The sequence below is a fragment of the Pseudoalteromonas carrageenovora IAM 12662 genome (genome assembly GCF_900239935.1).
GTDB classification, from domain to species: domain Bacteria; phylum Pseudomonadota; class Gammaproteobacteria; order Enterobacterales; family Alteromonadaceae; genus Pseudoalteromonas; species Pseudoalteromonas carrageenovora.
In genome coordinates, this window is record NZ_LT965930.1 from 1 (window position 1) to 12864 (window position 12864).

General features: G+C 37.3%; 14 protein-coding genes. 3 read left to right on the forward strand and 11 right to left on the reverse strand.

What is annotated here, in order from left to right:
- The first annotated feature begins 54 nt into the window (after positions 1-54).
- Positions 55-1119, forward strand: coding sequence for a replication initiation protein (locus tag ALFOR1_RS19895; RefSeq protein ID WP_104644188.1), 1065 nt, complete (start codon positions 55-57; stop codon positions 1117-1119).
- On the opposite strand, the gene ALFOR1_RS19900 is transcribed toward ALFOR1_RS19895, so the two are convergent.
- Positions 1113-1274 (reverse strand): hypothetical protein, encoded by a 162-nt coding sequence (locus tag ALFOR1_RS19900; RefSeq protein WP_158657449.1) that lies wholly within the window; start codon positions 1272-1274, stop codon positions 1113-1115. The genes ALFOR1_RS19895 and ALFOR1_RS19900 overlap by 7 nt on opposite strands.
- Positions 1275-1478: 204 nt before the next feature.
- Between ALFOR1_RS19900 and ALFOR1_RS19905 the strand changes: the two genes are divergently transcribed.
- Positions 1479-2675, forward strand: a complete 1197-nt coding sequence (locus ALFOR1_RS19905; protein WP_104644189.1) for an AAA family ATPase — start codon at positions 1479-1481, stop codon at positions 2673-2675.
- A gap of 6 nt (positions 2676-2681) precedes the next feature.
- The gene (locus tag ALFOR1_RS19910) at positions 2682-3677 is read left to right on the forward strand and encodes a hypothetical protein (RefSeq protein ID WP_104644190.1); all 996 of its coding nucleotides are present in this window, start codon (positions 2682-2684) and stop codon (positions 3675-3677) included.
- A gap of 232 nt (positions 3678-3909) precedes the next feature.
- Here ALFOR1_RS19910 and ALFOR1_RS19915 read toward each other — a convergent pair whose 3' ends face one another.
- Genes ALFOR1_RS19915 through ALFOR1_RS19960 form a run of 10 tightly spaced genes read right to left on the reverse strand, consistent with a single transcriptional unit; the run spans position 3910 to position 11940 of the window.
- On the reverse strand, positions 3910-4626 hold the full coding sequence (locus ALFOR1_RS19915) for a hypothetical protein (protein ID WP_104644191.1): 717 nt from the start codon (positions 4624-4626) through the stop codon (positions 3910-3912).
- Positions 4623-5363: an iron transporter gene (locus tag ALFOR1_RS19920; RefSeq protein ID WP_104644192.1), complete on the reverse strand. Its 741-nt coding sequence runs from the start codon at positions 5361-5363 to the stop codon at positions 4623-4625. The genes ALFOR1_RS19915 and ALFOR1_RS19920 overlap by 4 nt, the downstream gene beginning before the upstream one ends.
- Positions 5350-5703, reverse strand: coding sequence for a cupredoxin domain-containing protein (locus ALFOR1_RS19925; RefSeq protein ID WP_104644193.1), 354 nt, complete (start codon positions 5701-5703; stop codon positions 5350-5352). The genes ALFOR1_RS19920 and ALFOR1_RS19925 overlap by 14 nt, the downstream gene beginning before the upstream one ends.
- On the reverse strand, positions 5696-7009 hold the full coding sequence (locus tag ALFOR1_RS19930) for an ATP-binding protein (RefSeq protein WP_104644194.1): 1314 nt from the start codon (positions 7007-7009) through the stop codon (positions 5696-5698). Before ALFOR1_RS19930 ends, ALFOR1_RS19925 begins: the two co-directional genes overlap by 8 nt.
- Positions 7010-7035: 26 nt before the next feature.
- Positions 7036-7695: a response regulator gene (locus tag ALFOR1_RS19935; RefSeq protein WP_104644195.1), complete on the reverse strand. Its 660-nt coding sequence runs from the start codon at positions 7693-7695 to the stop codon at positions 7036-7038.
- A 7-nt stretch (positions 7696-7702) separates the two neighbouring features.
- Complete coding sequence (locus ALFOR1_RS19940; protein WP_039488809.1) at positions 7703-8350, reverse strand: tetratricopeptide repeat protein; 648 nt, start codon at positions 8348-8350, stop codon at positions 7703-7705.
- 21 nt (positions 8351-8371) lie between these two features.
- Positions 8372-9142: an SDR family oxidoreductase gene (locus tag ALFOR1_RS19945; protein WP_104644196.1), complete on the reverse strand. Its 771-nt coding sequence runs from the start codon at positions 9140-9142 to the stop codon at positions 8372-8374.
- Positions 9139-9828: a TenA family transcriptional regulator gene (locus tag ALFOR1_RS19950; RefSeq protein WP_104644197.1), complete on the reverse strand. Its 690-nt coding sequence runs from the start codon at positions 9826-9828 to the stop codon at positions 9139-9141. The genes ALFOR1_RS19945 and ALFOR1_RS19950 overlap by 4 nt, the downstream gene beginning before the upstream one ends.
- Positions 9821-11290 (reverse strand): AMP-binding protein, encoded by a 1470-nt coding sequence (locus ALFOR1_RS19955; protein ID WP_104644198.1) that lies wholly within the window; start codon positions 11288-11290, stop codon positions 9821-9823. The genes ALFOR1_RS19950 and ALFOR1_RS19955 overlap by 8 nt, the downstream gene beginning before the upstream one ends.
- The gene (locus ALFOR1_RS19960; protein WP_104644282.1) at positions 11287-11940 is read right to left on the reverse strand and encodes a thermostable hemolysin; all 654 of its coding nucleotides are present in this window, start codon (positions 11938-11940) and stop codon (positions 11287-11289) included. The genes ALFOR1_RS19955 and ALFOR1_RS19960 overlap by 4 nt, the downstream gene beginning before the upstream one ends.
- Positions 11941-12864: the final 924 nt, after the last annotated feature.

The following is a 12864-nucleotide window of genomic DNA, read 5'->3' on the forward strand; positions in this document are numbered from 1 at the left end:
GTTGACCAGTATTGTGTATTTTAAGCCTATTAATTACAGATTTCTGGTATGAAAATGGAAAAAAAACTAAACCCAAACCCAATTTCTCGTTCAAATTTACCTAAACATATAAAACAAGGGCATAAACTTGTATTCAGCCGCAAAGATTTGTCGCAAAGAGAAGCTGATCTATTTGCACTAATGATGGCACAGATGAAAGATTCCGATTGGGAAAAAAGTACACCGCAGTATACATATACAGCAAGCCAGCTATCAGAGTGGCTTAATATAAGCTCTAAACATGTTGGCAGTATTTTATCTCCTGCAGCTGAACGACTTGCAAGTTACAAAATAGGTATAAAAGTAGAAGGAACCTCTGGCGACTTTGAATTTGATTACAAACCTCTATTTAAAAATATTAAGTATAAACGAGGCATGTTAACGATGGTGCCTAACGACATGCTTGAAAGTGAATATATTGAATATAAACAAGGGTTTGCATTAATAACAACAAAAACTTATTTAGATATAAAACAAGAATACGCAAAAAGATTGTACGAAATTTTAAGCCGATTTAAAAAAGACGGTTATGAAATGCATTACATTGCAATTGACGAGCTGAAAGGACTTTTTGGTTTACTCGATGAAAGTGGGCGGCTGAAAAAAAATAAAAGCTCTTTTAAAAACAACGGCGTATTCATGAAACGCTGCGTTAGAGATAGCATCGAAATCTTACGTGGTCACCCTATTGCTCGTAAGGAGTTTTTATTTCTAGAAAGCGAAAATAACGACATTGGTTATGAATTAAAAACACAAGGTAAAAAAATTTCTGAAATAAAATTTCTTGTTAGATGGCTAAATAAAGGTACTACAGAAGAGTTAAATACTCATGATGCGCTAAATACAGTGAAAGAATTAATTTCTAAACAATTAATTCAAAAGGAAAAGCTATCTCCTGCAGAACTAACACAGCTAATGTTTGCTTATCGCTACCTTGGCCAAGATGATGAAGCGGATAAAGTTGAAAAAGCTCTAAATAGAAGCATGGCTCTAAATAAAAATACAGTAAATGAAAAAGAGAAACAGCTAAGGGATGAAGTTAATTCTTTAATAGAGTTAACAAAAGATATCGACTACTGAACACACCATAAATGTGTAATCACAATACCAGTTATATGATCAGCAATACCATCTTTGTGATCACTAACACCATCAATATGATCATCTATACCATTAAAGTGATCATGAATACCATCAAACTGATCTAAAGCAATTGAAAAACCTTTATTTTTCAATTAGATAAAGAGTCTATATATTAATAGTCTCTATATTCTTTAATAGAAATAATATAATTTATAGTGTCTGTGTATAAGTGCATAACATTGAAATACATAACAATTAAACAAGAAACTAATTATTCCATTTAGTGTTTACAAACTCATTAATATGCAGCATTATATGTTAACTTTATAAAATGCTGCACATTTCAAGGTAAGCTGATGGATGACAGAATACTAAAAATAGCCACTAGGGCGAAACTAACCCTGGAGGCATTGTCAGAGAAAATTACTAATTCTCAGATAGAATTTAATGCTGAAAGGTATGAACCTACATACTCAAAGTCTGCAGTCGCAAGTTTACCAGAACTAGCTAAGGCAAAAGTTGATAAAGCTGTAGCTGAGATGGAGCAGGAGGGATATCAGTTCCAAAAAAAGCAGGCTGGTTTAAATAATGTTTATAGCATGGGACATAAAGATATTACCGCTATTTATGAACACAGAGGTGTGCCTAAATACCGTGATAAATTTAAAGAAGCCCATACAATTTTCCTTACAAACCTTAAAGGTGGCGTTGCGAAAACGGTTTCCAGCGTGACCCTCGCTCACGGCTTAAGGTGCACCCCTGCCCTACTTCACCATGATTTGAGAATCCTAGTGCTAGACCTGGACCCACAGGCCAGTGCAACAATGTTTATGAAACACGACCTTTCTATTGGCGTTGTAGATGAAACTGTTGCCCAGGCAATGCTTCAGAATGTAAGCCGTGAAGAATTATTGGAAGAGTTTGTTAAACCAACGAACGTATCTGGCGTAGATATTATACCAGCCTCTATTGAGGATGCATTTATAGCCTCTCAATTTGAAAAGTTAGCAAATGAGCATCTGCCTGGACAAAATATATATGATGTTCTTCAAGAAAATATAATTGATAAGCTAGAACATGATTATGATTTTATCTTTATTGATTCAGGGCCTCATTTAGATGCATTCCTATTAAACTCTTTTGTTGCAGCCGATACATTTTTAATACCCGTCCCCCCTGCTCAGGTTGATTTTCACTCGACATTGAAATTTATGCAAAGACTCCCTGAACTTTTTGATATGACCGAAACGGCAGGCAGTGAAATCAAACTTAGTTCTATATTTGGATATATGGCTAAGATTGCGAGGAAATCAGACCACGCTGATGCCCAAAGCCTACTTCGTGAGGTTTGCGGTGCAGATATGCTAGATACGTCTTTGCCGTTATCAACAGCATTTGAACGTTGTGGTGAAAGTTTTGGGACTGTTTTTTCAACTAATCCAAAATTTTATCCTGGTGATAGAGATGCGTTGAAAAAAGCGCGTTTAAAGGCTGAGGAATTCACACGTTCAGTATTTGACACAATTACATTTAATAGAAAAAACAAAGGCTAGACCACTATGAATACCAAAAAACGAGCCGTGATCGGACGTAAAATTACAACTACTAATCTAGATGAGCTTATTACAAAAAATAGTGGAAATAATATAGTTGAACGTTCACCTATTTCTGAACGAGACATTGAATGGGAACGTGTTGAAATTGAAAGCCTGGATGTTTTAAATAAGTGTACAAAGTCGATTTATAATAAGCGGTCTTTTGAAGACTTGTCTTTAGCGTCGGTGCTCGATATTTATCATTCAATAAAATCTACAGGTGGTAATACCGAAGCCGTTAGAGCCGAACTTGTTGATGGAAAGTATGAAATCCTAGGTGGCCTTCGTCGTGCTTACACTGTTTCTCTTTTACCAGATACAAAATTAACCTTAGTTGTCGCCAAAGATTTAACGGAAGAAGAACGTGCTCATTTCGCCTTAGTAATGGATGAATACTCAGAGCCTAGCTATATGGATAAAGCACGTTCAATTAGTGAGTTAAAGAATAAGCTGGAGAAAAGAAATGGTATGGAGCTAACAGGAACAAAGCTTTGCGAAATTTTGGGGATGAAAAAAAGCAACGTGTATTACGCATTAAGCTTTTCAAATATACCTAATGACATTATAAAACTGTTCCCAGCCCTAAAATTTATATCTACTCCATTTTTACGCGAATTAGTTAAACATAATAAAGATAATTACCTAGATAATTTAGCTATACATTTTAAAGCGATTAAAACATCACCGCTTACTGGTAAAGAATCTAAAGAAGAATTATTAGAAATAAACGAGTTTTTAGAAAAGGAATCTAAAAAGTTACAGCGCGATATTTTAAATAGAATTAAAAGTGACAAAGCGCAAGATGAGACGGTTTATAACGGTAAATTTAAAGAGCTTATAAAAAGCAACGTAAGTGGTGTAAAATTTACGACGACAAAGAATGGTGTAAATATTTCAATAGACGAGTCGAAAGTGAGTCCCGATATATTAGAAATGCTTTTAACGAGTTTTAACTCTTAGTTGTACCAACATAGCCTTTATTTTTAAATGTCTTTTCCACAATGTGGAAAAGCAATTTTTATTAAATTGGAATTACCTGCGGATAATGTATAAATTTTCTAGCATGAATACTTATCAATATCTCCCAACTTAATCCCCCTTTTTGGCAGTAGTAACGTATATTTCTTTTAAACGAATATCACCATATTGAGGTGAACTACCCTAATTAAAAGGGCGCATATAAAACGTGTAATTAAAATTCAAATTCTAATGCGAGCCTAAAGCTATGATTTTTTTCAGATTGGCTTATCTCAGTGATAAGCCCTGCTTCCCATTTTAATTGTTTTTGTCCATCAAAACGCTGTAAACCTATAAACCCTGGGCCTATACCAACAAAGTCTCCCCCTACGTACACCTCAATAGATGGCTGAAAAGCAGAACGATAGCGATAGCGATATTGCGCTCTAAACTCACTTTCCCATTCATTTTGAATATCCTGCCCCCACTCGTACACTAAAAAGGCATTCATAGTTAAGCTTGTTTTACCAAACTCTTTTTCTATCACAAAACCCGTAGTTGCTTCATACACATCTTCATTATGTTTTTTTTCAAGCTCAAATAATGCCCCCCAATCGGCCCATAATTTACCTTGCTCAATCAATTGCCAGCGTAGTTCAAGCTCATAAGCTTCTAAACCAAAGTCGCCGTTGTCATCTCGCTCACCAACTAAATAGCCTTCTAGTGCCATTGTATCGTTAATAGCACCGCCACCACCCAAACGCTGCGCTAGTATGTTGCCACTATCTGTTTGGTGCGACACTAACCGCCATTCAAACTCTCGCTCAAAAGGTAAAACATAGGGGTGATATACCTTATCAACAACAATTCCATCGGCCTTTGCTGGGATTGAGAATACCAACAAACAAAAAACGGTAAAGCTAAGCGCTAAATATAGGTTGAGTGCTTTCATACACGTTCCTTAGATATTGAAGCCGAAATAAGATAACAAAGTGATAAAAATAACACGCTACTTGTACTATATATAAGTACACTCATTAGATCAGGAGTAGCCTCGTAACCCACAAGAGCTCGCAGTACACGCCCGAGCTCAGAATTTTCGCCTAACAAATCTCGTAAGTCCCAAACGGTTGCTGTACTTGTAATCAAATCTATTTGGCTTGCTAAATCCAGTGCGACTAATAACTTTGCTGCACTATTAAGAGCAAGCAAAATAAAAAGCGGATACATACCAAAGCGATACTTAATTGCATTCATTAAAAAGTACAGCAATACGCTAAAACTTAAACAAATTCCAACACCTAATAAAGTTCCAATAAATAAGCTTTGCCCTGCATCATTATTTTGCCAAAAACTGGTGAGGTAAATAATATAGTGGCTTAAATACAATGTTATTGTGCTTATAACTGCAATATAAAAAGCCGTTGATTTTTGTCTTATTGCAAATACTAATACGGCAATAAATATAGTAATACATAGCCCTATTTGTGAGTACTCTAGCCCTTCGTGTTCAAACCATTGGCTCACCCATGATGCACTTTGCATGTACAAAAACGACATGAGCGCGCCAATTAGTAAAGCAGATCCTATTTTTAAAGCGCTTTGTTTTTTAGCTACTTGTAGTAGCACTAATAAAATAGCCACTGGTAGTAATTGATTAAGGCTCATGACTAAACTAGTTATTAGCATGCTGCGCCCCTTCATCGCTAACTATAACAATGCCCCTTGCTGTATTTGGCGAAAACTCACCAAAAAATTCGTAATACCCTTTACTCAGCGGCCCTATATAAATAATGCTTTTACGGTTTGGGTAAAGCACTTTTTCTCTGTTTAGATCAAAGCTATCAAACTCTTCTGGTGTGCTATCTTGGTTTTCAATCAATAGTTTTACTTTTTTATTTGCGGGAATGGTAATTTGTGAGGGATAGAATAAGTGATTTTTCAAAACAATAAGGTACTCTTTACCCGCCGCGTTAAACGACAAAAATAACAAACAACAAAGGCACTGATTAAATAAACGTTTAGTCACTTTTTACTCCTGTAAAAGTAACCTTAACGGTTAGTCCACCTAAAGGACTATTCGCTAAATGAATACTTGCGCCATAAATAGCAATTATATGTTGAACAATCGCCATACCTAAACCGGCACCTTGCTCGCCTGATGGATGCTGGTCGCCACCTACTCGATAAAAACGATTGAATATTCGCTCTTTTTGCTCTTCAGTCATGCCCGCACCAGAGTCATCAATTTGCCAACTAAAGCCATCATTACCTGATACTAATTTAATTATAATTTGACCATTATCAGGAGTGTACTTTATGGCATTGCTAAGTAAATTAGCGATGAGTGTGGTTAATGTAAATTCATCACCATTAATAACAAAATCGTCGCCTTCAAGGCTAATAGTTTGGTTTTTTTCATCTATCTTATCATATTGTTCCGATACAACTTGCTGAGTAATCGTTAGTACTGATTGCTCACTAAACTGCCTCTGCCATTGCTCGGGCTGAGTACGCCCTAAAATTAGCATTTGCTCGACAATATTACTTAAGCGATTAATGCCCTGCGACATAGCTTGTAATTCTTGATGGTCTTGCAGATTACTTTGTTTATTAGCCAAATTATGTACGTTAATTTTTAAACTACTAAGTGGGGTACGTAACTCATGGGCAGCATCTGAGGCAAAAAAGCGCTCCCGTAAGTAGGCAGTTTCTACGCGCTTAAATAAGTCGTTTAAACGATTAATAACCGGTTTAATTTCTTCATCAGTTACTTGCCAGTTAATTGGCGTAAAGTCGTTAGCTTGGCGAGACGCTAATTGCTTAGATAATCGAGTCAGAGGGGCTAATGCGTATTTAACAAAAAAGCTAATAAAAATAGCAAGCAGAGGGACTGCCCATAGCATAGGTAACATTGCAGATAAAATAACGGCTTCAGCTAATTCAAACCACTTTGCCATAGGTTCAGCAACGATGATTTTACGGGTGTTTTTACTCATCACAAATACCCGCATACGCTGCCCTGCTACATTGGCTGTTTGAAAGCCCTCGCTAAAACTAATTTGGTTATTCGTTAAACTCGATGAGCCACTAAGTAAATTATTATTTTGCCAAATTTGATACAACAACTGAGCGCTATTATTACTGACCTGTACTGCATCTGTGCTTAGTGCCAATGGTTGCTCAATTAAAACGCCAGCCACTATTTTAAGTTCATCATCAAGCAAACTTTCACCGTGGTGCATACTTTTTTGATAGCCTTTTACTAATGCTAAAAAGCAAGTTAGCACCATCATTGAAAGTAAAATTAAGGTCAGACGTTTACGAATTGACATTTTCAACCTCGAAAAACAAATACACTCTAACGCTTACCAACCACGTAGCCAATGCCACGTAAGGTTTTAATAAAATCACTAGGGAATTTTTTACGAAGATGATGAATATGCACTTCTATGGCATTAGAGCCGACTTCTTCACCCCATTGGTAAAGTTTGTTTTCGAGTTGTTGTTTTGATTGTACCCTTCCCTGATTTTCCATCAGCGCTTTTAAAAGCATGTATTCTTTTCGAGGTAGTGTAAGTGACTGCCCACTTAGTTTAACTGTATGAGCAGAAGTATCCATTACTACATCACCACAGCGTAATAAGCTTGATTGTGTTTGATTAATGCGCCGGCTTGCTACACGTAAACGGGCAAATAGCTCAGCGGGGTCAAACGGCTTTGCAAGGTAATCATCTGCCCCCATATCGAGCCCTTGGACTTTGTCGTCAATACTGCCGCGTGCAGTTAAAATAACCACTGGTATTACTTTTTTTTGCGCTTTAATATGCTTTAAAACTTGCGAGCCGTCGCCGTCAGGCAATCCTAAATCGAGAATAACAAGCTCAATCTCACCACTAGAAAGGCACTCTAAGGCGTGCTTTACTGTGCCACTGTGCTCTACGCTGTAGCCCTCTTGGCGCAAAGAGCGAATAAGCCCTTGCGCCACTAAATGATCGCCCTCAACGAGTAATAAATGCATTATGTGTTTATCTTTTTAATTTTTTATCTACTTTTGCCAATAACTGACTTATTGCTTGTTGACGATATTTATCTGCTTTTGCCCGAGTATCACGAATCCCAGCAGCTTGTGCTACAAGTAGTCGCGCTTTAGCTTGTTTATAATCGCCTTCGTCATACAAGTATTCACCGTATAAGTAATTAGTATCAATGCCTTCGAGATTAAAAGCGAGCGCTTGTTTAAATAATTTTTCAGCTTTGTCGTCATCACCAAAACCAATTGGCCAGCCAGGTACTTTGCTATAAAGCGTTGCTAGGCTTGCGTAAGCTGAGCCATTGAGTGCAGTGCCATCAATCGAGAGTGCATTTTCGAGTGACGCTTTTGCTTCTTTTGCTAAACCAAGTGCGCCCAAGCCCCCTTTTGCGCCAGCAAAACTAGCTAACACAATGCCATTCCAAATATGTGTTTGCGCTGAGCTTGGATAGTTTTTAACAAATAATGCGCTTTGCTCACTTAGTTGCGTAAACGCGTCTATTTGCGCATCGTCTTCAAGTTCGTAATTAGCAATTGCCCACTTTTGTTGAATATCGGTTAAGTCTTGCGCTTCATCTGCGTGTACTGCAGTTGCAAATACAGAGGTTAGTATTAAATAAAATGCGAGTGTAAATTTATACATAATTTTGCCCTTGTGTGTTTGTTAACTTAAAAAACGTTTAATTTTAGGAAGTTGCTTTGCAATAGCGTTATCAACAACGCGTGGGAATACGCCATTTATGCGTGAAAATAATTTTTCAGGAAAACCAATAAAGCGCCTTGTTTGGTTTGAACTTATAAGAGCTAATAACTCTTGAGCAACTAATTCTGGTGAGTCCATTTTATTACCGAGCTCTTTATTCATTGCCCGCGCTTTACTACTATTAATAGATGTATCTGTTGCTCTTGGTGCTAAATAGGCCACTTTAACGCCTGAACCATTTAACTCACGCGATAACGCTTCTGTAAAACCACGTAAACCAAATTTACTGGCGCAATAAAGCGTTTGAAACGGGTAGCCAATACTGCCAAACGATGATCCCACGTTAACAATGGTGCCTTTGGTATACGCTAACTGGCCTAAAAATAGCTGGCATAATTTAATAGGCACCGACAAATTAGTAATAAGCATATTATCTATTTGCTCATTACTTGTGTGCTCAAGGCTTTGCATTGTATTTATACCAGCATTATTAATAAGTAATTTAACGCCGCCGAGTTGCTTGGCTTTTATTGCTAGGTTAATACGTGTTGTATCGTCGGTTAAATCGCCCGTAAATATTTCACTGTCTGGGCATTCACGGCTCAGTTTTTCAAGGGCTTGGGTATTTCGCCCTACAAGCAGTAACGTCCACCCTTTTGCATATAGGGCTTTAGCAATTGCTTGCCCTATTCCGCCTGTTGCACCAGTTAATACACATAAAGAACTACTCATGCTAATTTGCCGTGAGCACTTGCTTTAAAAAATGGTTCGTCATCAAGTCCACGAAATATATCGCCGTATAAACGATAAAAGCGCTTTGCACCATGAAGTATGGCTTGTTGATCCGCCTCATCTGTTATTTGGTTCATCAGGTTTTCAAAAAACTTTACATGCTCTATATCAAGTGCGCCGTGAGAGGTTAAATAACTAAATGCTCTTTTAGGTAAGCCCACAGCATTTGCAATGTTTGAAGCCGCGCCATCAGCAAGCGCTATCGAAGTGCCTTCAAGCACATGTACCATGCCAAAAAAGCTCAAAGGATTTTTACGTGCAATGGAGTCGTACGCATACGACACCATCATTTCGGTAGCAAATTGCGGCTGACTACACCTCACTATTTCTTTATCAAAACCACAGGCTGCAATATCGTTAAGTACCCACTCTTGATGGCCTATTTCTTCTTCAATGTATTCTGCGACGGCTTCGCGCAACCATTCTTGTTCGTCGGTTAATCGTGCACCAACCGACATCATTAATGGCACAGTGTGTTTAACATGGTGATACGCTTGCGCTAAAAACGAGGCGTATTCTTCAAGTGATGCTTCGCCTTTAAAAACACGCTGGATAATCGGTGCTGCAAGCAGGTAGTTTTGCTCTTGTTTAGTTTGCTCTTTAAGGATGTTAAAAAAATCACTCATTAATTACTTCTCCAAGTCGGTAAAATTGATCAAATACAGCATGGTATTGCTTACTTATGGCATCTCGTTTTGGGCGATTATTTGTTGTTAATAACCCTTGTTGCACACTTAATGGGGCCGTTAAACGATGCCACTTTTGAATTCGTGCATAGTCGGGTAGTTGTTTATTAATTTCGTTAATGTATTGCGCTAACACTGGGTTACTTAGCTTTGTATCGGCGTAAATAATGGCACTGAGAAAAGGTCGCCCCTCACCAAACACAACGGCTTGTAAAATACCGCTTTGACTGAGTAATAGTGATTCAGGCCACTCGGCACTGATATTGCGCCCCATGCTGGTAATAATTAGATTTTTTAATCGGCCTTTAATAAATAAAGTATTTTGACGCTGTTCTACTAGATCGCCAGTTGCATACCACTGGTTTTTGTTGTGAGGTTGATGGTTTAAGTAACCTAAAAACAAATCGCCTTTTATAAAAAGCTGACCATTTTCAATTTTGGTTTGAATATGAGGTAACACAGAGCCGGCACTGTGGATGTTATCGTTTGTGGGTGTATTTAAACTAACGACAGATGCCGCCTCAGAAAGGCCATAACCTTGGTACACCGGTAAGTTTAAGCTACGCGCTTTGGTTAATAGCATTTCGCTGACAAGCGCACCACCTACTGCAATAAACTGTAACGAACTAGGCGGTTGCCACCCATCTTCTGCAAAAGCAACTAAGCATGCTAATAGCTCAGGTACTAAAATAAGCGTATTTGGCTTAACTTTATTAATAGCAGCGATAAGCTGTGCGGGCTGTTTTAATGTAGTTCCAACAAAGCCTAATTCATTTAATGACATTAAGTGTACTGTACCGCCACTTTTTAAAGGGGCATACACGCCAGCTATATTTTCAAGCAATACAGCTAGCGGCAATAAACATAAATGAACTGGATTTTTAATACTAATTTTATCGCACAGAGATTGAGCTACCTGCATTTGGCTCTTTGCAGATAAACACACGCCTTTTGGTTGCCCAGTAGAGCCTGATGTAAATGTTACTTTTTGAGTTTCTGAAAAATAACTAACGGGTTTAGCTACAACGATTTCGTAAATATATAATGTGTAAAGCTCAAACACAGTAATAGAGGTAACAGGCTCCCCAAGTAAAGGGTTTAGCGTGTCGCTAATAAATAGATTAGCGCCGCATTGCGCTAGTACATATTGAGTTTGTTGCTCATTAAAAAAGTGAGCAATTGGCACAGCCACTTTGTTGGAAACTGCAGTAGCAGCATCAATAATAAGCCAAGCTGGCGTATTATCGAGCTTATAAGCAATACCTCTGTTGTTAAAGCTTTGTAGTATTTTTACTACTTTTTGTATTTGCTGGTTAAACTCATCGCCATTAATTTCACGTGTTAGATCTTTATTATGGGCAATAATTAATGGCGATGCTGAATGCGTATTATAGTAATTCATACATTCACCAATGCGTTTACCAACGAATTGATATTTGAGTGGTTTTGCTGCATTAAACTATAAAGCATTGGGGTATTTAATACTTGTTGATGAGCTTGCTCTAGGCTCACAATACATACTGTTGGTTGGTTAGCGTAATAGCTGCCCCACTTTAATGGGTTCTCAACTACAAAACTGCTAGCAAGTGCAATTTCAGTACACGTAACACCAAGTAAGCGCAATAAAGCACGCACTTTGTTGGTTGCACAAAACACTAAATGTTTTGCCCCAACACTTTGCAGAGCTTCGTTAACAATAATAAAATGCGCAAGTGTTGCCCTACGATTTGTAGAGCAAAGATTACCAAGTTCAAAAATTTTATTGCGAGAAATGCTCTCATCTATAAAATCTTCAACGGGTGATGCTAAGTACTGCTCTATAAACAATGGCGAAGTTGCTTGCCTTAGCCCTAACGTACACTTTCCTTGCTCGGTAACGTACTGACAAAGTAGTGGCATAAAAGAACTAAGCTTAGCGTTATACGCAACTAAAAAACCTTCTTTCACTGTATTTTCGAGTTTTTTTCGATGCGCATCATTAATACGAGCACTAATAAGCTGACTGTTATTTTGTGTTAAACCTAATGATGTAGAAGTGTGGGCTAATTGCATAAGCTCGCTCATTTAAACCTGTTTGTATTTTAGGGTTTAAACTTAACGAGCGAAACTTAAAGAAAACTTAAGGTAAGTTGATTAAAGTGAGAAAGCTAAATAGGGCTGTTATCAAACTTTTGACAATTCAATAAACAGTATTTTTTTAATCAAAGCGCTTAAAATTTTTTGTCATTTATTTTTCCACATTGTGGAAAATACTCCTATACCTTAGTCCTTATTACAGCTAATTACGTGCTCGAATAGCTTCTTTTCAAATGTGTTTAGGGGCTGTTGATCTTTACAGATTAAAGTTCATTAAAGCTAGGAGCTATTTAATCCCTACGTAAGGTTTGTAACTTAGAGTGTTAAGTGAAAGCCTCCTTTCTCTCCTCATGACATTCATCCAGATCAATGTAGACAACAAAGAGTAAATAGCTCCTAGATAGAATTTTTTGGGTAATACCTTATTGGCATAATGTAACGTTATTGCTAATTTAAGAGGAATAATCGCACTCCTTAGACTTCATATGGTCTACATACCTAACATATAGGAGTGAATTTAATCCGAGAGAGCAACGGACTTTATTATTTATGGTTGATTAAAGCCTTAAATTTTAGGCTTAGAATTAGTACTGCTGGGCTTCAAAGGGGCTCATTTTAATGAAGTCATGTTAGCAATCGAAATTCCATATTAAAAGCTTATACAGAGTGGTGGGGGATGTTGTGAAAGCAAGTTTTTCGCAATGAAGGTTGGTTTAACTATACAAGCTAGAGTGAAAATACTACGAATCCATATAGGTTCAACTTAGATTCTTTTTTTAATTTTTATTGTATTAATTTATTTTGTCGGAATAGCAAACATAATATGAAAGCTTATGGCCAGAGGTTCCAATTAAAATAATGAGGTTTAGTTAGGTATTTAAAAAATGTTCAAGGGTTTAT